The sequence below is a fragment of the Pseudoduganella sp. UC29_71 genome, from assembly GCF_042693265.1.
Classification (GTDB): Bacteria; Pseudomonadota; Gammaproteobacteria; order Burkholderiales; family Burkholderiaceae_D; genus Rugamonas.
In genome coordinates this window covers 6,320,091-6,343,060 of record NZ_CP170549.1, presented here as the reverse complement: position 1 = coordinate 6,343,060, position 22,970 = coordinate 6,320,091, and the positions used below count along the sequence as shown (strand labels likewise).

General features: G+C 68.4%; 22 protein-coding genes. 6 read left to right on the top strand and 16 right to left on the bottom strand.

The features are described 5' to 3' along the window. Entirely contained in the window at window positions 1-909 is a 909-nt protein-coding gene (locus tag ACFJI2_RS28360) for a LysR family transcriptional regulator (RefSeq protein ID WP_377702848.1), read from the bottom strand. 88 nt (window positions 910-997) lie between these two features. Here ACFJI2_RS28360 and ACFJI2_RS28355 point away from each other — a divergent pair, with 88 nt between their 5' ends. The 3 genes from ACFJI2_RS28355 to ACFJI2_RS28345 all read left to right on the top strand — a co-directional run bounded on the left by ACFJI2_RS28355 (window position 998) and on the right by ACFJI2_RS28345 (window position 3,256). After that, window positions 998-2,086, top strand: a complete 1,089-nt coding sequence (locus ACFJI2_RS28355; RefSeq protein ID WP_377702847.1) for a tartrate dehydrogenase — start codon at window positions 998-1,000, stop codon at window positions 2,084-2,086. A 165-nt stretch (window positions 2,087-2,251) separates the two neighbouring features. Further along, window positions 2,252-2,458, top strand: a complete 207-nt coding sequence (locus tag ACFJI2_RS28350) for a hypothetical protein (protein WP_377702845.1) — start codon at window positions 2,252-2,254, stop codon at window positions 2,456-2,458. A 36-nt stretch (window positions 2,459-2,494) separates the two neighbouring features. Continuing rightward, window positions 2,495-3,256, top strand: a complete 762-nt coding sequence (locus ACFJI2_RS28345) for a GIN domain-containing protein (protein WP_377702844.1) — start codon at window positions 2,495-2,497, stop codon at window positions 3,254-3,256. A 24-nt stretch (window positions 3,257-3,280) separates the two neighbouring features. On the opposite strand, the gene ACFJI2_RS28340 is transcribed toward ACFJI2_RS28345, so the two are convergent. From ACFJI2_RS28340 to ACFJI2_RS28275, 14 genes are all read right to left on the bottom strand, one after another. Continuing rightward, window positions 3,281-4,216 (bottom strand): type II secretion system F family protein, encoded by a 936-nt coding sequence (locus tag ACFJI2_RS28340; protein ID WP_377705923.1) that lies wholly within the window; start codon window positions 4,214-4,216, stop codon window positions 3,281-3,283. A gap of 8 nt (window positions 4,217-4,224) precedes the next feature. Then, a complete protein-coding gene (locus ACFJI2_RS28335) occupies window positions 4,225-4,407 on the bottom strand; it encodes a type II secretion system F family protein (protein WP_377702843.1) in 183 nt (60 codons plus the stop codon). Further along, entirely contained in the window at window positions 4,359-5,216 is an 858-nt protein-coding gene (locus ACFJI2_RS28330; protein WP_377702842.1) for a type II secretion system F family protein, read from the bottom strand. The genes ACFJI2_RS28335 and ACFJI2_RS28330 overlap by 49 nt, the downstream gene beginning before the upstream one ends. Window positions 5,217-5,244: 28 nt before the next feature. Beyond that, window positions 5,245-6,612, bottom strand: a complete 1,368-nt coding sequence (locus ACFJI2_RS28325; RefSeq protein ID WP_107979796.1) for a CpaF family protein — start codon at window positions 6,610-6,612, stop codon at window positions 5,245-5,247. 23 nt (window positions 6,613-6,635) lie between these two features. Further along, window positions 6,636-7,811 (bottom strand): CpaE family protein, encoded by a 1,176-nt coding sequence (locus ACFJI2_RS28320; RefSeq protein ID WP_377702841.1) that lies wholly within the window; start codon window positions 7,809-7,811, stop codon window positions 6,636-6,638. Window positions 7,812-7,842: 31 nt separating this feature from the next. Continuing rightward, entirely contained in the window at window positions 7,843-8,445 is a 603-nt protein-coding gene (locus ACFJI2_RS28315; protein WP_107979794.1) for a TadE family protein, read from the bottom strand. Beyond that, window positions 8,435-8,896, bottom strand: coding sequence for a hypothetical protein (locus ACFJI2_RS28310; protein WP_377702839.1), 462 nt, complete (start codon window positions 8,894-8,896; stop codon window positions 8,435-8,437). The genes ACFJI2_RS28315 and ACFJI2_RS28310 overlap by 11 nt, the downstream gene beginning before the upstream one ends. Continuing rightward, window positions 8,893-10,323 carry a pilus assembly protein TadG-related protein gene (locus ACFJI2_RS28305; RefSeq protein ID WP_377702838.1) on the bottom strand — a complete coding sequence of 477 codons (1,431 nt, stop codon included), beginning with the start codon at window positions 10,321-10,323 and terminating at the stop codon, window positions 8,893-8,895. The genes ACFJI2_RS28310 and ACFJI2_RS28305 overlap by 4 nt, the downstream gene beginning before the upstream one ends. After that, a complete protein-coding gene (locus ACFJI2_RS28300) occupies window positions 10,320-10,652 on the bottom strand; it encodes a hypothetical protein (RefSeq protein WP_377702837.1) in 333 nt (110 codons plus the stop codon). The genes ACFJI2_RS28305 and ACFJI2_RS28300 overlap by 4 nt, the downstream gene beginning before the upstream one ends. After that, window positions 10,649-12,187, bottom strand: a complete 1,539-nt coding sequence (locus ACFJI2_RS28295; protein ID WP_377702836.1) for a type II and III secretion system protein family protein — start codon at window positions 12,185-12,187, stop codon at window positions 10,649-10,651. The genes ACFJI2_RS28300 and ACFJI2_RS28295 overlap by 4 nt, the downstream gene beginning before the upstream one ends. Before the next feature lie 8 nt (window positions 12,188-12,195). Continuing rightward, window positions 12,196-13,038 carry a Flp pilus assembly protein CpaB gene (gene cpaB, locus ACFJI2_RS28290; RefSeq protein WP_377702835.1) on the bottom strand — a complete coding sequence of 281 codons (843 nt, stop codon included), beginning with the start codon at window positions 13,036-13,038 and terminating at the stop codon, window positions 12,196-12,198. Beyond that, a complete protein-coding gene (locus ACFJI2_RS28285) occupies window positions 13,035-14,441 on the bottom strand; it encodes an ATP-binding protein (RefSeq protein WP_377702834.1) in 1,407 nt (468 codons plus the stop codon). Before ACFJI2_RS28285 ends, cpaB begins: the two co-directional genes overlap by 4 nt. 68 nt (window positions 14,442-14,509) lie before the next feature. Then, a complete protein-coding gene (locus ACFJI2_RS28280) occupies window positions 14,510-15,058 on the bottom strand; it encodes a prepilin peptidase (protein ID WP_377702833.1) in 549 nt (182 codons plus the stop codon). A 60-nt stretch (window positions 15,059-15,118) separates the two neighbouring features. After that, window positions 15,119-15,298: a Flp family type IVb pilin gene (locus ACFJI2_RS28275; protein ID WP_107869821.1), complete on the bottom strand. Its 180-nt coding sequence runs from the start codon at window positions 15,296-15,298 to the stop codon at window positions 15,119-15,121. Between the two features lie 380 nt (window positions 15,299-15,678). Between ACFJI2_RS28275 and ACFJI2_RS28270 the strand changes: the two genes are divergently transcribed. After that, window positions 15,679-16,728 (top strand): GGDEF domain-containing protein, encoded by a 1,050-nt coding sequence (locus tag ACFJI2_RS28270; protein ID WP_377702832.1) that lies wholly within the window; start codon window positions 15,679-15,681, stop codon window positions 16,726-16,728. A gap of 15 nt (window positions 16,729-16,743) precedes the next feature. On the opposite strand, the gene ACFJI2_RS28265 is transcribed toward ACFJI2_RS28270, so the two are convergent. Next, a complete protein-coding gene (locus tag ACFJI2_RS28265; RefSeq protein ID WP_377702831.1) occupies window positions 16,744-17,967 on the bottom strand; it encodes an HD-GYP domain-containing protein in 1,224 nt (407 codons plus the stop codon). A 104-nt stretch (window positions 17,968-18,071) separates the two neighbouring features. Here ACFJI2_RS28265 and ACFJI2_RS28260 point away from each other — a divergent pair, with 104 nt between their 5' ends. Beyond that, complete coding sequence (locus ACFJI2_RS28260) at window positions 18,072-19,001, top strand: LysR substrate-binding domain-containing protein (RefSeq protein WP_107869818.1); 930 nt, start codon at window positions 18,072-18,074, stop codon at window positions 18,999-19,001. Between the two features lie 262 nt (window positions 19,002-19,263). Beyond that, complete coding sequence (locus ACFJI2_RS28255; RefSeq protein WP_377702830.1) at window positions 19,264-22,818, top strand: indolepyruvate ferredoxin oxidoreductase family protein; 3,555 nt, start codon at window positions 19,264-19,266, stop codon at window positions 22,816-22,818. Window positions 22,819-22,970 lie beyond the last annotated feature (152 nt).

Genomic DNA, 22,970 nt, shown 5'->3' with positions numbered 1-22,970 from the left:
TCACGCCTCGGCCAGCCACTGCTCGATAAACTCGACGCAGACCCGCACCTTGGCCGAGGTGGACAGCCGCGACGTGTACACCGCCCACACGTCCGCCGGCTGCGCATAGGCCGGCAGCACGCGCAGCAGCTCGCCGCGCGCCAGCGCCGGCCCCACATCCCAGATCGATCGCAAAATGATGCCGTGGCCGTCCAGCGCCCACTGGTGCACGATCTCGCCGTTGCTGGCCGAGAGCGGCCCGGCCACCTTCACCGCCTCCACCCCGTCCGGCCCGGACAGCAGCCAGCGGCCCGAATTCTGCTCATGCCCCTGGTCGCGCTCGCGGATGACGATGCAGCGGTGCTGCGCCAGTTCGGCCAGCGTGGCCGGCGCGCCGTGCCGCGCCAGGTAGGACGGCGCCGCGCACAGCACGCGCTGGTTGGCGGCGATGCGGCGCGACATCAGGTGCGGCTCGTGCGCCTCGCCCACGCGGATATCCAGATGAAAGCCTTCGCCGATCAGGTCCACCGGCCGGTCCAGCAACTCAAGCTGCACTTCCAGCGCCGGATAGCGCAGCGCCAGCGCCGAGATGGCGGGCGCCACCCGGTTGCGGCCGAAGCCGGAACTGGTGCACACGCGCAGCAGGCCGCTGGGGGCGCTCTGCTCGTTCGATACCGCGTCGCGCATCTGGTCCACGTCCTCCAGTATCCGCAGCGCCCATTGGTGCACCACCCCGCCCTGCTCGGTCACCGTCACGCTGCGCGTGGTCCGGTGCAGCAGCTTCGCCTGCAAGGACTGCTCCAGCAAGGCGATGCGCTTGCTGACGTAGGCGTTCGACACGCCCAGCGTGCGCGCGGCGGCGGCAAAGCCGCGTTCGCGCACCAGGGTGCAGAACAGGCGCAGGTCGGCCAACAGGGGTTGATTATTCACGATACGTGCACGCTGGAATTACGAATCAGCCGATTATAGCGCTACCGATTAACGCTATGCTGAACGCACATTCACAGGAGGAGTCTTCATGAAAACGCACCGCATCGCAGTCATCGCCGGCGACGGCATCGGCCAGGAAGTCATGCCGGAGGGCCTGCGCGCCGTCCAGGCTGCCGCGCGCAAGCACGGCTTGCCGCTCGAATTCACCACCTTCGCGTGGGCCGACTGCCAGTACTACGCCCGGCACGGCCAGATGATGCCGGACGACTGGTTCGAGCAGCTGAAGGGCTACGACGCCATCTACTTCGGCGCCGTCGGCTGGCCGGACACGGTGCCCGACCACATTTCGCTGTGGGGTTCGCTGATCAAGTTCCGCCGCGAGTTCGACCAGTACGTGAACCTGCGCCCGGTGCGCCTGATGCCGGGCGTGCCCTGCCCGCTGGCCAACAAGCAGCCGGGCGACATCGACTTCTTCGTGGTGCGCGAGAACACCGAGGGGGAGTACTCGTCGGTGGGCGGGCGCATCTTCGAGGGCACGGAGCGCGAAACGGTGCTGCAGGAAGCGGTGTTCACGCGCAAGGGCGTGGACCGCATCCTGAAGTATGCGTTCGAGCTGGCGCAGAGCCGTCCGAAAAAGCACCTGACCTCGGCCACCAAGTCGAACGGCATCGCCATCAGCATGCCCTACTGGGACGAGCGCGTGAAGCAGATGGCGGGCGGCTATCCGGAAGTGCGCTGGGACCAGTACCACGTGGACATCCTGGCGGCGCGCTTCGTGCTCAGCCCGGAGCGCTTCGACGTGGTGGTGGCCTCCAACCTGTTCGGCGACATCCTGTCCGACCTGGGACCGGCCTGCACCGGCACCATCGGCATTGCGCCGTCGGCCAACCTGAATCCGGAGCGCACCTTCCCTTCGCTGTTCGAACCGGTGCACGGCTCGGCGCCCGACATCGCCGGCAAGAACATCGCCAACCCGGTCGCCATGATCTGGTCCGGCGCGCTGATGCTGCAGTTCCTCGGCCAGGGCGATGCGGCACAGCAGGCTGCATTCCAGGCGGCGCACGACGACATCATGCGCGCCATCGAAACCGTGCTGGTGGAAGGGCCGCGCACGCCCGACATGGGCGGCAGCGCCAGCACCACCGGCATGGGGGAGGCTATCGCTGCGCTGATCTGATTTGATCTGATCCGGGCCAAGCGCTCGGGCTCCCATATTTGCAGTTCATGTCGCCGATTGTGCATTTCGTCGCACTGCGGTGGAGTGGTGCGCGGGGTTTATCTATAGTTCACTCAACGCAAACGCAAAACGCAAGCACCACCCCACCAGACAAGGAGAAACATCATGAACATCGCTAAAAACATGGAAGCCATCTTCATCGCCACCGTTGCCCTGGCAGGCGTCGCCAGCTTCGCCACCGCAGCCGTGCCGGCCGCCGTCGCCGCACCGGCTCCTGTCACCGTCACCGACGCCAAGGCCGCTCCGATGCAGGTCGTGACGATTACCGCCAAACGGCTGAGCGCTGCCGAAAAAGCCGCGCTCGCCAATTAATCGCCACGCCACGCAGACCACCACACGGAGCACGTAATGAACAACTTTATCAGCGCAACGATGATGGCAGTGACCCTGTACGCGACGCACGGCGCCGCGATCGCCCAGGAACTGGCCAGCGAAAGCCGCAGCATCGATGCGCGTGCCGTGAAGGTGGTGCTGGACGGCGTGATCAGCCTGAATGTGAAACAAGGCCCGACCGCTTCGCTCGTCGTCACCGGCGACAAGCGCTACCTGCAGAAAGTGACCGTGGTGCAGAACGGCGACACGCTGCGCATCGGCACCGAACTGCGCGGCGTGCAAATGCACAGCCATAACCTGCGCGCCGAACTGACCTTGCCGAACTTGCGCGAACTGGTGTCGGCCGGCGTCGGCTCGACCGAAGTGAGCGGCTTCACCGGCGATGAAATGCGCCTGGCGCTGGAAGGCGCGGGCGCCGTCAACGTCACGTCGCGCTACCGCACCGTGAACGCCAAGCTGACCGGCGTGGGCAGCATGCACGTGAACGCCGGCGACGCCGATACCGTGGGCATCGATTTGCGCGGCGCGGGCCAGATGGTGGTCAGCGGCCAAAGCAAGAACCTGAACGCCAAGCTGGGCGGCATTGGCAGCCTGGACGCGCAGCAGCTGCGCGCCGACAGCGTGGATGTCGATCTCAGCGGCCTGGGCGGCGCCACCGTGTACGCCAGGACCAGCGCCAATCTGCGCCTGAGCGGCCTCGGTTCGGCCACTGTATACGGCAAGCCCGCCAACCGCAGCGCCAGCGCGCGCGGCCTGGGCAGCGTGGCCTGGAACTAGCCGCCTGCCTGATGTCCTAATGCCCTAATGCCCGCCGGCGGCGGGCAGCAGCACCTTCGACATTTGCAGCAGCGCCGGTCCGAGCAGCACCAGCATCAGCGTCGGGAAGATGCAGAAGATCAGCGGGAACAGCAGCTTGAGCGCGATCTTGGCCGCCGCTTCCTCGGCCAGCATGCTGCGCTTGGCGCGCAAATTCTCCGCATGCACGCGCAGCGAATCGCCCATGCTGGTGCCGAAGCGCTCCGACTGGATCAGCATCGCCACCAGCGTGTCCACGTCCTCTACGCCGCTGCGCAGGGCCAGGTTGCGCAAGGCCTTCTCCTTGCTGAAGCCGGCCCGCATCTCCATCAGCACCAGCTGCAGTTCCTGCGCCAGCACCACGCTCTTGATGTGCACTTCGCCGGCCACCTTGGCCAGCGCGCGTTCCAGGCTCAGGCCCGCTTCCACGCACACCGTCAGCAAATCCAGCGCATCGGGCAGATGCTCGAAGATGTCGCGCTGGCGGCCGGCCGCAGTGCGCGCCAGCAGCGCGTTGGGCAGGTAGTAGCCCAGCGCCGCAGCGCCCAGCAGGAAATACAGCCAGCCGCCGCCCACGGCGCCGGCCTTCAGGCCCGCCATCAGCGCCGCCAGCAGGGCCGGCAGCAGCAGGGCCAGCAAGGTCTTGCCCGCGAAGTAGAAGGTGGGCGCCGACGCATGGCGCCAGCCGGCCGTCATGAAGCGCGTGCGCAGCGGCGAGCGCTCCCAGCCCTCCTCCGGCAGCGACAGGCGCATGAAGGGCTGCGCCACCTTGGCCGCGCGCTCGACCCAGCCGGACGGCGCATCGGCCACGCCCTCGGGCAGCGCGTGCGCGGCCAGGCGCTGGCGCAGTGCGCCCGGCGCGAACAGCAGCATGGCTGCCAGCGCCACCAGCGCCACGGCCGCGAACACCACCAGCAGGAACAGCCAGTGGTTCAGTTCCATGCCGGCGCTCATATGCGTATCCTGATCATCTGGCGCATCCACAGCAGGCCGCCCAGCATGGCCGCCGCGCCGTACCACAGCATCTGCACGCCGGCCGGGTCGGTCCACAGCTGGCTGATGTACTGGTAGCTGGTGAGCGACATCAGCGCCATGGCGCCCAGCGGCAGCAGGCCCAGTATCCAGGCCGACATGCGGCCCTCGGCCGACAGCACGCGGATCTGCGCCAGCAGCCGCAGGCGGGCGCGCACCATGCGCGAGATCTGCCCAGCAATTCGGCCAGGTTGCCGCCCGATTCGCGCTGGATCAGCACCGCGATCACCAGGTAGCGCAGATCCGTCAGCGGAATGCGGGCGCCCAGGTTGTGCAAGGCTTCGTTCATCGGCACGCCGTAGTTGATCTCCTCGTAGGCGATGCGGAATTCGCTGCCGATCGGTTCGGGCATCTCGTTGCCCACCATGTGCAGCACGTTGGCGAAGGAGTGCCCGGCGCGCAGCGCGCGGCTGAGGAAATCGGCCACTTCGGGCAGCTGTTCCTGCAGCTTGGCCAGGCGCGCGCTGCGGGCGCGGTACAGCAGCAGCGCCGGCGCCAGCACCGCAGCGGCCAGCGCCAGCAGTTGCGCCGGGCGCGGCAAGCCGGCCAGCGCCGGCAGCGCGGCGGCCGCCAGCAGCAGCACTGACTGCACGCCCAGCAGGCGCGCCACGCTCCAGCCGAGGCCGGACTGCAGCAGCAGCCGGTCCAGCCGCGCCGCCAGCGGCAGCAGCGGCGCCCGGCGCAGCAGTTGTTCCAGCCAGGGCAAGGCGCTGTAGCGGCGCTGCTTGAGGATGGTCACGCGCGGCGCCAGGCCGCCATCGTCGGCGCGCGCGGCCATCAGCTCGAGGCGGCGCGCAATGCGCCGCGCGCCGCCGCCATGGGTGCCGGACCACCACAGCCAGGCCCCCTCGATCAGCAGGATGACGGCGGCGAACAGCAGCACCACGAAAGAAGAAAAGACCAGATCCATAGGCGTCTCCCGGAGACTGATGGGCGAATTATTCGTAGATCTTGTCGGGATCGAAGGCGCTGTCCGGCACGGCCGCGCCGAACATGCGCAGGCGCTCGGCGAAGCGCGGCCGCACGCCGGTGGCGCGGAACTGCCCTTGCACCCTGCCCTCGCCGTCCACGCCGGTTTGCTCGTAGCGGAAGATTTCATGCATGGCGATCATGTCGCCTTCCATGCCGGTGATCTCCTGCAGGCTGACCAGCTTGCGCGTGCCGTCGGTCAGGCGCGACACCTGCATCACCACCGTGATGGCCGAGCAGATCTGCTGGCGCGTGGCGCGCGGCGTCAGGGTCAGGCCGGCCATGCCCACCATGTTCTCCAGCCGCGACAGGGCGTCGCGCGGCGTGTTCGAGTGGATGGTGGCCAGCGAGCCTTCGTGGCCGGTGTTCATGGCCTGCAGCATGTCCACCGCCTCGGCGCCGCGCACCTCGCCCAGGATGATGCGGTCCGGGCGCATGCGCAGCGCGTTGCGCACCAGCGCGCGCTGCGTCACCTCGCCCTTGCCCTCGATGTTGGGCGGCCGCGTTTCCAGCCGCACCACGTGCGGCTGGCGCAGCTGCAGCTCGGCCGCGTCCTCGATGGTGACCACGCGCTCGCTGCCGGGAATGAAGCCGGACAGCACGTTGAGCAGGGTGGTCTTGCCGCTGCCGGTGCCGCCCGAGATCAGGATGTTGATCTTGGCGTGGCCCAGCGCCTCCAGCACCTGCACCATGGGCGGCGTGACACTCTTGAACGCGAGCAGGTTGGCCACCGTCAGCGGCTGCACGGCGAAGCGGCGGATCGACAGCATGGGGCCGTCGATCGCCAGCGGCGGGATGATGGCGTTCACGCGCGAGCCGTCCGGCAGGCGCGCGTCCACCATGGGACTCGATTCGTCGATGCGGCGCCCCACGCGCGAGACGATTTTCTCGATGATCTTCATCAGGTGGGCGTTGTCGTGGAAGCTGATGCCGGTCAGCTCCAGCCGCCCGCCGCGCTCCACGTAGACCTTGGACCAGGTGTTGACCAGGATGTCGGACACGCCGGCGTCGGCCAGCAGCGGCTCGAGCGGACCGAAGCCCAGCATCTCGTGCTGGATGTCGAGCACCAGGCGGTGCCGCTCCTGCTGGTTCAGCACGATGCGCTCGTCCTCGATCACGCGCTGTACCAGCAGCGCCAGCTCGTGCTTGAACTGCTCCGGCGTGAGCCGCTTCAGGCGCTCCAGGTCGATCCGGTCCAGGATGGTCTGGTGCATGGTCTTGCGCAGCTCCTGGTAGGACGCGTCCGGCAGGCTGCCCATCAGTCCGGGCTGCAAGCCCACCACGTTGCTGCTGCCCCGCGTCTCGTCGCCGCTGGCCAGGCGTTCGCGCAAACTCATGTTGCTCTCCTTTTTGTTGGCGGTTAAAGCTCGGCGTCGCTGCGGCCGAACAGGCGGTCGAACAAGCCCTTGCTTTCCGGGACCCTGCGCGCCGTCACCACTTCCACCAGGTCGGCCAGGCTGCGTGCCACCGGGCTGCTGCGCGACAGCTGCAGCAGCGGCACGCCCTGGTTCACCGAATCGGTGGCCGACAGGTAGTCGTTGGGCACCGTGTGCATCACCTCCGCGCCCAGCGCCTGTTCCAGGTCGGCCAGGCGCAGCTTGCCGCCGCGCTCGTAGCGGTTGACGATCAGGCGGATGCGGTCGCCCGGATAGCCGAGCGAGCGGAAGATGTCGAGCAGGCGGCGGCCGTCGCGGATGTCGGGCAGCGCCAGCTGCAGCACCGGGTAGATGGCGTCCGCGCTGTCGAGCGCGCGCAGCGAGATGGCGTCGATCTGGCGGCCCACGTCCAGCACGATGTAGTCGTAGTGCTGGCGCGCCACGCGCAGGATGGCGTCCATATGGTCCGGCTTCATGTCCGACACCTGGTGCGGGTCGTCGGCCGCCGCCAGCACGCCGAAATTGGGCGTGACGTGCACCAGGCAGGAATCGAGGAAGGCGCCGTCCATGCGGCCGATCTGGGCGCAGATGTCGGACAGCGTCATGGCCGGCTTCTGGTCCGACACATACAAGGTGGCGTCGCCGAACTGGCCGTGCAGGTCGATCAGCAGCACCTTGCGTTCGGCCAGCACCGCCAGCGCGTAGCCGAAATTGGTGGCCAGGAAGGTGGCGCCGCTGCCGCCCTTGCAGGAGATGAAGGCCAGCGCCTTGCCGTCGCGCATATGGGTGACGCCTGTCTCGATCTCGATGCGGTCCATGGCCTCGTGGAAGGCGCGGTGCACCAGCGGCAGCGGCAGCACTTCGCGCATGCCGGCGCGCATGGCGCGGATCAGCAGGTCCTGCTGCGGCGCGCGCGTGAGCATCATGTAGGAGGCGCGCGGATAGTGCTTGCCCAGGCGCTCGACCAGTTCCACCTCCTCCGGCGCCACGTCGCTGGCGTCGAAGATCACCAGCTCGGGCGCCTCGGCCAGCACGCGCTCGACCGCGTCGCGCAGCCCCTGGCGCGTGGCCACCAGCTGCACCGCCGGCATGCGCGCCGATCCCTGCGCCGCCACCTCGGCGTGCAACTGGCTGTCCCTGCTTATCATCAAGGCTTTCATAGGCATTCCTTCGTCAAAGTGCGCGCCGTGTTCAGGGGGGCGGCGCGGCAGGCGCGGCGCACAGCGCGCTGCCCGGCTGATAACCCAGGGACTCGGCGCGCCCGGTGGTGGCCGAGGGCGGCAACACCAGGCTTTGCCAGTCCAGCTGCGGCAGTGGCAGCAACGGCCGGAACGGCACCGGCCGGCAGCCGTCCGCATCGGCCGGATCGCACACGCTGGCGCGCACGAAGCGGATGCAGTCGCTGCCGTTCGGATTGCGCAGGCAGTACAGCCGGTTCAGCGCCGGGCACGGCGCGCGCGCGCCGGCCGCCACCGGCTGCAGTGCGCCGTCCGCGCCCTGCCACAGATACTCGATGCGCAGATAGCTGCTGTCGAGCCCCGGCACCAGCGGCAGCGTGCCGCCGTTCGAACGCAGCAGCGCGCGCCGGCGCAGCGCCTCCATCGCCGCCGGGTCGGTGTAGTCGGCCATGGCGGCCGCGCGCGCGGCGGCGCGCGTGACCTCCTGCAGCGTGTTCCACAGATACACCAGGCGCGCGCATTCCAGCATGCCGTACATGAACAGCAGAAAAAATGGCAGTACCAGCGCCAGCTCGATCAGCAGCGCGCCGGCGGCGCGGCGGGGCTCAGTTCTCATAGCGCAGCACCGCCACGGTTTGCAGCGGCAGGCCGCCGGCGCCGAGCAGCCAGCCGGACAAGCCGTCGCCGCCGCTGCTGTGCACCGTCAGCGAGATCATCACCGTTATCCGCTGCGGCAAATTCGCGGTGCCGCACGAGCTCGGCGCGCAATCGACGTCGATTACCAGCTCGGAGGTGTCCAGCCGCGCGGCGTTCAGCGCCGCCATCACCTGCGCCTGCACTTCCCCCTCGACCTGCAGATAGCTGGCGCGCTTGGCCATCTGCACGCGCGGCATGGCGGCCAGCTGGCGCACGGCCTGGTAGGAGGCCTTCTCCAGCACCACGTACTGGCGCATGGCGTTGCCCAGCGTGATCACGCAGGGCACGATCATCAGCGCCACCAGCAGGATCATGGCCAGCTCCAGCGCCAGCATGCCGCCCATCCGGCGGCCGGGCAGCGGCGCCTTCATCGGTACAGCTCCACCGCGCCGGCCAGCGTGCTCTCGTCCACCACGCCTGCGAACTCGGCGCGCACCCCGCCCGCGCCGGCCTGCTCCATCAGGAAGAACTGCGCCAGCGCCAGCACCGCCGCCTGCGTGTCCGGGCCGGGCGCGGCGGGGCACTGCAGCAGCGGGATCACCAGCATGCGGCGCAGCGCCAGGCCGGGCATGGACGGCGCCAGGTAATTGGCTGGGGTGGTTTGCGCATAAGGCGGCACCGTACCGTAGGTGGGCGCGGACGGCGCGCTGCCGGCAGTGACGGGATACAGGAAGGGCCACTGCGTGCGGGCGATGGCGCCGCCGCCGGCCGCCTGCCGCGCCGCGCCATAGGCCCACAGCAAACCGTAGGATGCCGCCCCGGGCGCGTTGGCGCGGTCGGCCACGGTGTTGTAGGGCAGGCCGCCGCCGGTCGCGGCATCGGCACTGGCGGCGTTGGGCGCCGTCGCCATCCAGCTGCCGGTGGCGGTGTACTGGCGCACATTGGTGTCCGGCGGCGCCGTGAGCTGCGAGCAGGCCAGGGCGCCGGCGCCATACAGGCCGAAACGGGAATTGAGCTGCTCGCCCAGCGTGAAGCCGGCCGGACGGCGCAGCCTGAGCGTGCTGCCCGTGACGCGCGGCAGCTGCACCGTGCCGCTGCACATGAACGGCGCCAGCACCGCGTCGCTGGTATGGTCCACCGGCCCGGCCGGCCCGCCGGCGCCCTGGATCGGGTCGACCAGGAAGTATTCGGCCGTGGTGGCGTTGGCGGCCGGGTTGAGCTGAAGCAGGTTGTAGGACACGCCGAAACGGAAGCCATATTGCAGCAATTCCGAGGCGGCGCCGCCGGACGCGCCGGGGTTGCTGCGCGTGCCGCTGGCCGCGCCCATGGCGCACACGGCCAGCGGCGTGACGCGGGTGCCGGCGCGGCCCGCCACCGCGCGCCCGGTGGCAGTGACCGGCGCTGCGGCACCAGCCAGGCGCAGGAAGGCAGTGTTGACCGCGCCCACCCCGAGCACGCTGGTGTCCACCCTGGCGTAAGCCAGGCCGGCCGGCGCGGCGGCGGCGGCAGCGGCGTCCAGCCAGGCCCCATCGGGCGCGTCCGGCGTGGCGCTGAAACTCAGCGCGGAAGGCTGCCACGGCAGGCTGGCGCCGAAATACCGCTGGCTGCCGGCGATCTCCTGCGCCTTCGCGGCCGCGTCGGTCACGCCGGCCGCCGTGCCGTTCAGCGAACGCGCCGCCGCCAGCGCCACCGCGTCCGCGAAATTCTGCAGCTGCGCCTTGCGCTGGTACACCAGGGCCAGGTCCAGCGCCATGCCGGCCGCGCACAGCACCACCGGCAGCAGCAGCGCGAACAGCAGCGTCAGCACCCCGCGCTGGCGCGCGGCGGCATGGCGGACGGGCGGCGCGCGGCGTGTCATTTTGCGCCGCTCACGCCGATGGCGAAGCTGCCCGGCTGCGGCCCCGCTTCGCTGTAGCTTTTCTGGTAGCGGCCCTGCGCGTTGGCAGCAGCGCGGCCGTCCACGCCGGCTGCCGCGCCATGGTCCTGCTCCTGCGCTCGGCGCGCCGCGTCCGGGTTTGCGATCTGCTGCGCCAGCGCGGCGCGGGTGACGCTGCCGAACGGCGGCGGGGCCGGCTCGGCCTGCGGCGCGCTCCCGGCGGCGCAGGCGCACAGCGCCAGCGGCAGCGGCAGTAACAGCAGCAGTGCCCGCAGCGGCAGCAGCGGCATGGTCCTCAGGGTGCGCATCATGGCTGTCCTCCTTGCGGGGCGGCGCCGAGAAACAGTTCGCCACGCGCCGGCGGCGCCATGCTGCCGGTGGGCAGCGGCTGGCCGGGCGGCAGCGGTTTGACCAGATGGGCGGTGATGACGAACAGCAGTTCGCTGCGGTCCTGCTGGAAATCGGTGCTGCGGAACAGCGCCCCCAGGATGGGCAGTTCGCCCAGCAGCGGCAAGCCCTTGACGCTGGTGTTCTGCGTGTTGCGTATCAGCCCGCCGATGGCGAAGCTCTGGCCGTCGTACAGCTGCACCGTGGTGTTGGCGCGCCGCGTGGTGATCAGGGGCAGCACGGCGCTGCCGGTAAAGCCGGTGGCCGTGATGCCGATGCCTTCGCGCGACAGCTCCGACACTTCCGGCGCCACCTTCAGGTTGATGCGCCCGCCCGCCAGCACAGTGGGCGTGAAGCGCAGGCCGACGCCGAATTCCTTTTCCTCCAGCGTCACCTTGTCGCGGTCCTGCGCCACCGGGATGAAGATCTTGCCGCCGGCCAGGAAGCTGCCCTCCTGGCCGCTGATCGCCATCACGGTCGGTTCGGCCAGGATGCGTACCTGGCCGTCCTTGCGCTCGGCGTCCAGCGTGATGCGCTTGTTGTCGCCCCTGGCCAGGTCGAGCCGGCCGCCGGCCGTGCCGGTGAGGAAATTCGACAGCATGGTGGTGGCCCAGCCGCCGCCGGCGTAGTGCAGCATCACGCCGGCCTCCAGCTTGTCGAGCAGGGTCTTGGAGACCTCGGCGATCTTCACCTCCAGCATCACCTGCTGCGGCGCGGTCACCGACAGCAGGTTGACCACCCGGTTTAGCGTCATGCCCGCCACGCCGGGCACGGTGCCCGATGGCGGGGCGGACGGCTGCTGCGTGGCCGGCGCCTTATCCTCCGGCGCGCGCGGGCTGGCCAGCGCCTGCACCGGACGCCGCACATAGGCGTGCGCCAGCTCCAGCACATTCATCAAGGTGGCGCCGTCTTCCACGGTGCCGCTCAGCACCAGCGCGTCCGCCGCCGCCGTGACGCGGATGTTCTTTTCCTGCGGCAGCAGCTGCGCCAGCGAGGCTTGCAGGCCGGCCACGTCCATGCCCACCACCAGGTCAATCAGGCTGCACTTGCCGCTTTTGCCCTGCACCACCATATTGGTGCTGCCGATATCCACCCCGGCCACGTAGAGCGTGTCCGGCGCCACCAGCATGGCTTGCGCCACGGCCGGGTTGCCGATGCTGCGGCTGGCCACGGCTTCGGGCAGGCGCAGCAGGGTGGATTTACCGGGCTGCAGCGCCATGCTGTGCTGCGCCGGCGTGTCGCCGGAGCAGCGCGGCCCGTCGCTGGTGGGCGGCGCCGCCCGGGACGCCGCAGGCGCGGCACGGCCCGGTGAGGCGGCGGCGGGAGCGGCGGCGGTAGGAGCGGCAGCGGCGGCAGTGGCAGTGGCGGCAGTGGCGACGACAGTGGCTGCGGGACCGGCAGCGGCCAGCGCCGGCTGAGCGCAGCACGCCAGCAGGGCAAGCATGGGCAAGGTTTTCATGGCGCGCCTCATAAACATTCGCGGCTGCTGTGCAGGCCGTTGATGACGCCGATGCAGTGGCGCGCCGGCGCCGCCGCCAGCTGGGGGCGCGGCGCGGCGGACGGCCGCGCAGGTTCGGCGGCCGGGCCGGGCGCCGGTGCCGGCTCCGCCTCGTAGATGCCCAGCAGCGTGCCCTTGGTCGCGCCGGCCGTCACGCCCGGCCTGGGGTCGACCTGGTTGCGCAGCGCCAGCGACAGGGTGCCCACGCTGCGCGCCAGGTCCAGGTGCTCGGCTTGCTCGGGCGTTACCTCCAGCGTCACCGCGTTGACCACGCGCGGCTTGGTGTCGTCGCGGCTCACTTCCTGCGCCACCGCCAGCACCAGGATGCGCTCCAGCACGATCTTGGAAATGTCGCGCTCGTGCTGGCGTTCGCCGGCCTGGGTATGCACGATGATATCGACGAAATTGCCCGGCAGCGCGAAGCCGGCCACCCCCACCACGTCGTTGACGCGCACCGTGATGGCGCGCTTGCCCTCGGCGATCAGCGCCGACAGGCCGCCCAGTGTGCCGGCCGGGGCCAGCTTGGCCTCGCTCAGCGGCTCGCCGCGCAGCACGCTGGTTTTCAGCACCCGTCCGTTCAGCTTGGCCGGGTCGCGCAGCGCCCCCGGCGGCAGCGCGTCGGCCGGCCAGTCGGCCAGCTTGAACATGTCCGTCGTCAGGCGCTGGCCCAGGTTGACATCTGCGGCGGCCACCACGATGCGGCCGGCCGCGCCGGGCGTTTGCCGCAGCAGCCAGCGCGAGGCCAGCAGCACGGCCGCCAGCCCCAGCGCCACGGCCAGCGCCAGCATCAGGTAAGCGCGCCGGTTTTTCATGCCGCCCTCGCCCGCAGCAAGGCGTACCCGGTCTCGTCCTCGGCCTGGCAGGGCACGCCGGCTGGACCGGCGGCCGGGCCGCAGGCGGCGAACATGCTGGACCAGGCCTGGTCCAGCGCCGCCACCGTCAGGCGCGGCGCCTGGCCGGCGTAGCCGGCGAAGTCGGCGATGCGGCCCAGGATCTCGCGCGGGTAGCTGGCCAGCAGCGGCTGGCCGCTGCCGCGGTGCAGCTCCTCGATCAGGTAGCGCAGGCCGGCGTCGTCCAGCGCCACGCCGGCGGCGCGGCACTGCTGGCGGAACAGCGTGCGGTAGCTCGCTTCGCTCAGCGCGCCCACATGGATCTTGTAGCCCAGCCGGCGCAGCGCCGAGCCGTCCAGCAGCGTCTGCGGCGCCAGGTTGGTGGCGAACACCAGCATGGCGCCGAAGGGCATGGCGAATTTATGCCCGCCCTGCAGCGACAGCTGGTCCTGGCCCGCGTCCAGCGGCTGGATCAGGCGGTTCAGCAAGGCCGGCGCGCTCATGCGCTGGCGGCCCAGGTCATCGATGATGAACAGGCCGTGGCTGGCCTTGCAGTGCGGCGGCGCCTGGTAGCAGCCGGAGAAGGCATCGTGGCGCAGCTCCAGCATGGACTCGTCCAGTTCCGCGCCCAGCTGCACCACCGGGCGCTGGCACAGCACCCAGCGCGCGTCGGTGCTGCGCCGCTCCAGCGGCTGGCGCCCGGCCGCACCCGGCGGCAGCGCCGGCGGCAGGTGCACGGCCGGATCGTACAGCTGCACGATCTCCTGGCCCACCGCCACCGCGTGCGGCACCAGCACCGTGCCCTGCAGCAGCCGGCCCAGCTTGCGCGCCAGCGTGCTCTTGCCGCTGCCGGGGGGACCGTACAGCAGCATCGAGCGGCCGGCGTGCATGGCCGCGCCGATCAGGTTGCGCACCGCCGGCTCCAGGCCGGCCTCGCCGAACACCGCCTCCACGTCCTCGGCGCTGGGCGCCTGCAGCTGGGCCGACTGGCGCGCCGCCATGGCGCGCCACGCCTCCAGCGTCACCGGCGCCGGCCCCTGGTAGGGCGAGCGCTCCAGCCAGCCGGCCGCGCGCTGCTTGCCGGCCGTGGTCAGCTGGTACTGCACGTCGATATCGGCGTCGCCACGCCAGGCCACCTCGGCCAGCTGCTCGGCCACCATGAAGTCCAGCGCCTCGCGCAGCACATTGATCGACAGCCGCAGCCGCGTCGCCAGGATGGGCAAGTGGGTGCGCCCGGCGATATAGATGGCCTTGGCGGCCAGCTCCACGATCAGCTGCAGTTCCAGCCCCGTCTCGCGCACGGTTTTCGGCTGCGGCGGCAGCAGCGCGCCGTGCTCGTCCTCCTCGCTGCGGGTGGCGGGCAGTGCAGTGGCAAAGTCCATCATGCGATACTCCTGAAAAGTGTTGCGGTGAGGAATCGATACTAGCAACCGCTTGCCAAGCGGATATTGAGCTACAGCAAAGGCTGGGCGCGGCAGTGCGGCGCCAGCACCACAGCCAGCGTGCCCAGCGCCACGGCCACGCCATAGGGCATGCCGCCCACGCTCTGGCCCTGGCGCAGCGGCACCGGCTGCAGCGGCATGCCGGCCAGGCGCAGCAGCGCCGGCACCAGCATGGCGCGCAAATTGGCCAGGCCGCGCCGCCACTGGCCGCTGGCCACCATCAGCATCAGCCCCAGCACGCCGCCGGCGGCAAAGCTGAGCAGGGCAATGTCGAACGCCCGCAGCGGGCCGGCGAACGCGCCCACCATGGCCATCAGCTTGACGTCGCCGGCGGCCATGCCGCGCACCAGGTAGAGCGGCAAAAACAGGAAAAAGCCGGCCAGCGTGCCCGCCAGCCACTGCGTCAGCAGCGCCCAGGGCGGCCCGGCCAGGCCATGCAGCGCCAGCGCCAGCAGCAGGCCGCTCAGCACCAGCACATTCGGGATCTTGCGCAGCGCCAGGTCGGTCACCGCCGCTTGCAGGACCAGCCACAGCAACAGCACTTCGGTCGCAGTCCACATCGGGTCCTCCCGGCGAAAGTGGGCGCGCCGGACCGGAAAACCGGCGCGCCCGGCCGCGCGTCAGGTGACGTTCATGGCGGTGACGATTTCGCCGAAGGCGGCCACGATGGCGGCCCGCAGCGGTGTGAACGCGGCGGCAACCACACCGGCCATGAGCGCCGCGATCAGGCCGTATTCAATTGCGGTAATCCCCTCTTCGTCCCGGGCGAAATTCCGGGCTGCCTGCATAAAGCTGTTCATGATGTACCCCTTGAAAGGAAATCAAAGCTACGCCCTGGCACGGCCGGCCTGCAGTCCGGCGGCCATTGGAATCACTATATTCGTGCCAGTTTTCGGGGACGTTGATTGAGCGCAAGTTTTCCACACGGAATCTTTCCGCCCGGGGCGCGCCGCCTGGTGTGGTATGAACGAAACTGTTTTGGATCAAACTTTCGGGAGATGCCCGCAGTGGCGGGCGCTTGCGCTGGGCATTGAAGGGTAGAATCGTGGCGTTTTAGCAGAAATATCGCAGACTGGAATTGCCTATAATACAAAAAGGTATTATTCTGCTTAGCTGTCTTTTGGAAAGGCCTCGTGCTTATGAGCACTGTACGCCTTGGTGCCGTGATCAGAGAACGACGATGGATTCCCTACTGAAACACATGGTGGACATGACTGGCCACCGCGATCACACGATGCTGGACGTCTCCGTCATTTCGGCCGTCCAGGAGCTCGCTGGCGCGCGGCAGACCCGCGTGCTCACGCTGACGTCGGTGCGCGGCCAGATCTTCGTGCGTCCGCGCGCCATCGTCGTGTCCGGCAGTCCGGCGCGCATGGAGGAGCATGGCGACCCGTCCTGCGCCGGCGACCCCATCAGCATGTTCCCTGCGCTGGCTTCCTGCATTGCCGCCCACGAAGCGTCCGCCGACCAGGTCGACGCGGACGGCAACCACACGCTGTGGCTGCCGATCTGGCTGGGCGACAAGGCCAACACCTGCCTGGAAATCGTCAACCCCACGCCCTACACCAGCGAGACCATCCACATCGTGGGCGGCATCGTCAGCGTGTACCGCAACTTCCAGAACCTGCTCGACTACAGCGAGCGCGACTCGCTGACCGGCCTGCTCAACCGCAAGACCTTCGACGACCAGCTGGCCAAGATGCTGCAGGCCAGCACCGCCGAGCAGGACGCGCTGGCGCTGCCGCCGGGCGAACTGGAGCGGCGCCAGCACAACGACCAGGAAAAGCAGTGGCTGGCCGTGGTGGACGTGGACCACTTCAAGCACGTCAACGACAAGTTCGGCCATCTGTACGGCGACGAAGTGCTGATCCTAATCGCCAACCTGCTGACCTCGTCCTTCCGCGCCCAGGACCGCGTGTTCCGCTTCGGCGGCGAGGAATTCGTGGTGCTGCTGCGCTCGACCTCGCAGGACAATGCGCACCGCATCATCGACCGCTTCCGCGCCAACGTGGAAAGCCACGAGTTCCCGCAGGTGGGCAAGGTGACGGTGAGCATAGGCTACGTCAGCATCAGCGCCTACCAGGCGCCGGTGATCATCCTCGGCCAGGCCGACCAGGCGCTGTACTACGCCAAGAGCCACGGCCGCAACCAGGTCTGCCACTATGACGAGCTGGTCAGCGGCGGCCTGCTGCAGGCCATCGAATCGAACGACGAGGCCGAGTTCTTCTGAGGCCGGCCGGCGGGCTCAGCCCGCCAGCGTCAGGAAGCGCATCGGGTCCACATTCCACTTGGACGGCGACTCATGGCCGACGATCTTGTCGGCGCCGCCGAAGCCCACGCCGCGCGCGAGGTCCACCGTTTCCGGCTTGATGTAGACGTTCTTCCGGGTGTGGAAAAACACGTTGACCTTGGGCGCCAGCAGATTGGTCTCATGCGGCTCGACCACCACGCCCAGGCGGCCCGACTCCAGCATCACCATGGTGCCCACCGGATAGATGCCGACGCAGCGCATGAATTCCTGCGCGTACTGCGGGTTGAAATGGAACTTGCTCCACTCGTAGATCTTGCGCAGCGCGGCGGCCGCCGACATGCCCTTGTGGTAGCAGCGATCGGCGGTGATGGCGTCATATACGTCCACGATGGCCGCCATTTGCGCCAGTTCGCTGATAGCGTCGCCGGACAGCTTGTGCGGGTAGCCGCTGCCGTCGCGCCGCTCGTGATGGTGCAGCGTGATGTCGAGCGCGATGTCGTTGACCTCCGGCGACTGGCGCAGGATGTCGAAGCCGTCCTGCGGGTGCTTGCGGATCAGGGCGAACTCCGCGGCCGTCAGCGCAGCCGGCTTGTTCAGCACCTCGTCCGGCACCAGCGCCTTGCCGGTATCGTGCAGCAGCCCGCCCAGGCCGGCCTGGCGCGTGATCTCCGGCGCCATGCCGCGCGAATTGCAGAACGCCACCAGCAGCGCGCACACGCTCACCGAGTGCAGGAAGGTGTAGTCGTCCTTGTTCTTGATGCGCAGCAGTCCCACCAGCGCGCCCGGATTGCGCAGGATGGACTCGGTGATGTTCTGCACCACCGGCTGCACCTGGCCGATTTCGATGGCCTTGCCCAGGCGCGCGTCGCGCATCACGGTGCGCACCAGCGTGGACGCCTGGTGGCGGATCTGCGCCGCGCGCGACAGCTCCTCGCCCAGCGACACCCTGGTCAGCACGGCCGGCTTGGCGGCCAGTTCGGTCAATTCGCGCTCGGTGGCCAGGTTGGCCTCCTCCAGGGTGGGCGCATCCTGCGCGTCCAGCCCCCTGGAACTGTCGATCACCACATCATGGATGCCGGCCTTGAGGATTTTGCGGATCTCGTCTTCGCTGCTGATGACGAAGCGGTTGCGGATGAAAGGATGGGTCATCCAGTCGCAACTGAGGTCATGGATATACATGCCCACGGTCAGCTGGGAAGAATCGACTTTCTTGAGCATACGGGGCCTGCGAGCGCGATGGACGATGGTAGAGGTTAGAATCAGTATAACAAATAGTTTCCTCCCGGATTCACACTTTTGTCCTGAACAGGTCACATTCGCACATGGAATTACGCCAACTCCGCTATTTCGTCGCCATTGTCGACCACGGCTCGCTGTCGCGCGCGGCCACGGTGCTGCACGTGGCGCAGCCGGCGCTGACGCAGCAGCTGCGCCAGCTGGAGGAAGAGCTGGGCGCGCAGCTGCTGCACCGCTCCGCGCAGGGCGTGCTCAGCACGGACGCCGGCAAGGTCTTTTACGAGCACGCACAAGCTATCCTGAAGCAAGTTGCCGACGCCAAATCGGCCGTCACGCAGTCGGCCGAGCGCCCCAGCGGCAGCGTCACGCTGGGCCTGCCGCACAGCATCTCGGGCGCGCTGGCGCTGCCGCTGCTGTCGGCCGCGCGCGCCCAGTTTCCCGAAATCACCCTGCAGCTAACGGAAGAACTGACCGGCAACCTGGCCGAGCAGCTCAAATCCGGCCGCGTCAACCTGGCCGTGCTGTTCGACGACGGCCAGCTGGCGCCCTTCGTCTGCACCCCGCTGGTCGAAGAAGAGCTGCGCTTCATCTGCCGCGCCGGCTCGCCGTGGGCCGAGGGCCGCGACCGCGTCACGCTGGCGCAGGCGCTGGCGGCGCAACTGATCCTGCCCGGCCCGCAGCACGGCGTGCGGCCGCGGATCGAAAGCGTGGCGCGCGGCGCCGGGCTGGCCACCGCCAACGTCATCGAAATCAACTCCATCGCCATCCTAAAATCCGCCATCCTCGCCGACATGGGAGCGACGATCCTGCCGGTGGCGCCGGTGCTGGCGGAAATCGAGCGCGGCGCCATGGTCGCGCTGCCAATCGACAGCCCCGCCATCTCCCGTACCGTGGTCCTGTGCGGCTCCAAGAACATCCCCCTCACCAACGCCAGCGCCGCCATCAGCCGCCTCGCCTGCCAGGTCGCCGCCGACCTCTGCCACAGCCACTACTGGCTCGGCGCCCGCCTGCTCTAGCGCAATCTTTCCCCGAAAATGGGGTCAGGGTTAGTTTTCGCCGCCGCGAAAACTAACCCTGACCCCATTTTGGGTCTGCGATGGGTATCATTTTTTCTTATGGCTGTATCGGCATTCGGTATTTCCGTATACGTCAACTAGGCCCTACACTGAAACATTGGTAGTGCTGCCCACCGGCGGCGTTACGGCTGAACCTGCTTGTGCCTTACCCGGCGCGGCGCAGGAGCGGCGAACCACCCGAACACCATTTGGAGACATCACCATGGCCGACTATACGGCACCTGCCCAGGCTTCCCGCCTGACCACCGTCACGCTCGACGATAAATACACCGCCACTTCCGGCAGCATCTTCCTGTCCGGCATCCAGGCCCTGGTGCGCCTGCCGATGATGCAGCAGATCCGCGATGCCGCCGCCGGCCTGAACACCGCCGGCTTCATCTCGGGCTACCGCGGCTCGCCGCTGGGCGGCCTGGACGAGAACCTGTGGAAGGCCAGGCCGCAGCTGGAAGCGCGCAACGTGCAGTTCGTGCCGGGCGTAAACGAGGACCTGGCGGCGACCGCCGTCTGGGGCTCGCAGCAGGTGGACCTGATCGGCGAGTCCAAGTACGACGGCGTGTTCGCCATGTGGTACGGCAAGGGACCGGGCGTGGACCGCTGCGGCGATGTCTTCAAGCATATGAACCACGCCGGCACCTCCAAGCACGGCGGCGTGCTGCTGGTGGCCGGCGACGACCACGGCGCCTATTCGTCCACCCTGCCGCACCAGTCCGACCACATCTTCTCGGCCTGCATGATCCCCGTGCTGTATCCGTGCAACGTGCAGGAATACCTGGACCTGGGCGTGCACGGCTGGGCCATGTCGCGCTTCTCCGGCTGCGCCGTGGCCTTCAAGGCGCTGGCCGACACGGTGGAGTCGTCGGCCTCGGTCGATGCCGATCCGTTCCGCGTGCAGGTCAAGCTGCCGAAGGAGTTCCACATGCCGGAGGGCGGCCTGAATGCCCGCCTGTCGTCCATCCCGCTGGGCCAGCAGGCGCGCAACCAGGAAGCGCTGATGCAGGACTATAAGATCTACGCTGCCCTGGCCTATGCCCGCGAAAACAAGCTGAACCACACCACCATCGATTCCAAGGACGCCAAGCTGGGCATCATCGCCTCCGGCAAGTCCTACCTGGACGTGCTGGAAGCGCTGGAAGAGCTGGGCATCGACGAAGCCATGGCCGCCACGGTCGGCCTGCGCCTGTTCAAGGTGGCCATGCCGTGGCCGCTGGAGCCGGACAGCGTGCGCGAATTCGCACAGGGCCTGGACGAGATCCTGGTGGTGGAGGAGAAGCGCCAGTTCGTCGAATACCAGCTGAAGGAACAGCTGTACAACTGGCGCGACGACGTGCGTCCGCGCGTGATCGGCAAGTTCGACGACAAGGGCGAGTGGGTGGCCCCGCGCGGCGAATGGCTGCTGCCGCCGAAAGCCGACTTCTCGGTGTCGCAAGTGGCGCGCGTGATCGCGTCGCGCATCAAGCAGTACATCACCGACACCAACATCCAGGACCAGATCAAGGCTCGCCTGACCTTCCTGGACGCCAAGGACGCGGTGCTGAAGAAGGCCATCAACACGCCGTTCCGCCCGGCCTTCTACTGCTCCGGCTGCCCGCACAACACTTCCACCAAGGTGCCGGACGGTTCCTTCGCGCTGGCTGGCATCGGCTGCCACGTGATGGCGACCTCGATCTACCCCGAGTACAACAAGCTGACCACCCACATGGGCGGCGAAGGCGCGCCGTGGATCGGGCAGGCCGCGTTCTCGAAAGTGCCGCACGTGTTCCAGAACCTGGGCGACGGCACCTACTTCCACTCCGGCTACCTGGCCATCCGCGCCGCCGTGGCGGCCAAGGTCAACATCACCTACAAGATCCTGTACAACGACGCCGTGGCCATGACGGGCGGCCAGCCGGTGGACGGCACCGTGTCCGTGCCGATGATCGCGCAGCAGATGGCCGCCGAGGGCATCAAGCGCATCGCGCTGGTGACCGAAGACCTGAGCCGCTACACCGACCGCTCCGCCCTGCCGTCCATCGTCTCCCTGCACGACCGCAAGGAAATCGACGCGGTGCAGCGTGAGCTGCGCGAGATCGAAGGCTGCACGGTGCTGATCTACGACCAGACCTGCGCCGCCGAGAAGCGCCGCCGCCGCAAGAAGAACGAATTCCCCGACCCGAACAAGCGCATGGTCATCAACGAAGCCGTGTGCGAAGGCTGCGGCGACTGCGGCATCCAGTCCAACTGCGTGTCCATCCTGCCGAAGGAAACGGAGTTCGGCCGCAAGCGCACCATCGACCAGTCGTCCTGCAACAAGGATTACTCGTGCGTGAAAGGCTTCTGCCCGTCCTTCGTGACGGTGGAAGGCGGTTCGCTGAAAAAGTCGAAGACCGGCGTGAGCAAGGACAAGTCGGCCGACGGCTGGGACGAACTGCCGCAGCCCGTGCTGCCTGAGTGCGAGCAGCCGTACAACATCCTGATCAACGGCATCGGCGGCACCGGCGTCATCACCGTCGGCGCGCTGATGGGCATGGCGGCGCACCTGGAAGGCAAAGGCGCTTCCGTGCTGGACATGACCGGCATGTCGCAGAAGAACGGCTCGGTCACCTCGCACGTGAAGGTGGCCCGCTCGCCGGCCCACCTGCGCGCGCAGCGCATCGCCACCGGCGAAGCGGACCTGATCCTGGGCTGCGACATGCTGACCGCCGGCGCGGCCGATGCGGTATCCAAGATGCGCCCTGGCCGCACGCTGGCCGTGGTCAACCTGCACGAGCAGCCGCCCGGCACCTTTGCGCAGCAGGCCGACTGGGAATACCCGGCTGCCGAGGTGCGCGCGCTGATCGAGGAATCGGTGGGCGCGGCGCAGTACCACAGCGCCGACTTCATCGACGCCACCAAGCTGGCCACCGCGCTGATGGGCGACTCCATCGCCGCCAACCTGTTCATGCTGGGCTACGCCTGGCAGCGCGGCCGCATTCCGCTGACCGAAGCGTCGCTGCTGCGCGCCATTGAGCTGAACGGCGTGGGCGTGGAAGCGAACAAGAAGAGCTTCCTGTGGGGCCGCCGCGCCGCCGTGGACCTGAAGCGCGTGGAAAAGACCGCCATCCCGGCCCAGGCCATCGTGGTGCAGATGCCGCAAAGCCTGGAGTCGGTGATCAAGAAGCGCGTGGAGTTCCTGACCGGTTACCAGAACGCCGCCTATGCCGCTTCCTACGAGGAGCTGGTGCAACAGGTGCGCGCCAAGGACGCCTCGCTCAACCTTGGCAACAAGCTGTCCATGGCCGTGGCCAAGTCGCTGTCCAAGCTGATGGCGTACAAGGACGAATACGAAGTGGCGCGCCTGTACACGGACGGCCGCTTCGTCGAGCAGCTGCAGTCCCAGTTCGAGGGCAACTTCTCGTTGAAATTCAACCTGGCCCCACCGCTGCTGGCCAAGAAGGATGCCAAGGGCCACCTGGTGAAAGCCGAATTCGGCTCGTGGATGTGGAGCGCGTTCAAGATGCTGGCCAAGCTGAAAGGCTTGCGCGGCGGCGCATTCGACATCTTCGGCTACACGGAAGAGCGTAAGATGGAACGCGCGCTGATCGGCGAATACCGCGAGCTGGTCGGCACCGTGCTGGCCCAGTTGAATGCCGGCAACTACGACACGGCAGTGGCGCTGGCGCAGCTGCCGGAGAAGATCCGCGGCTTCGGCCATGTGAAGGAAAAAGCCGTGGCCGAGTTCCGCGCCGAGAAGGCGCGCCTGCTGGCGGCGCTGGGCGGCGGGCACCAGCACGCCGCGTAAAGCTGGCGGCTTACGCGGCTGCGCCGCTAAGCCGCCCTACCGTCGATGCCATATCGATACCGTAGGGCGGCTTAGGCGCAGCCGTAACCCGCCACAGCGCCGCAAAATCGCTTGACTTGACGTTAACGTAAACGTCATATAATCAAAATTCT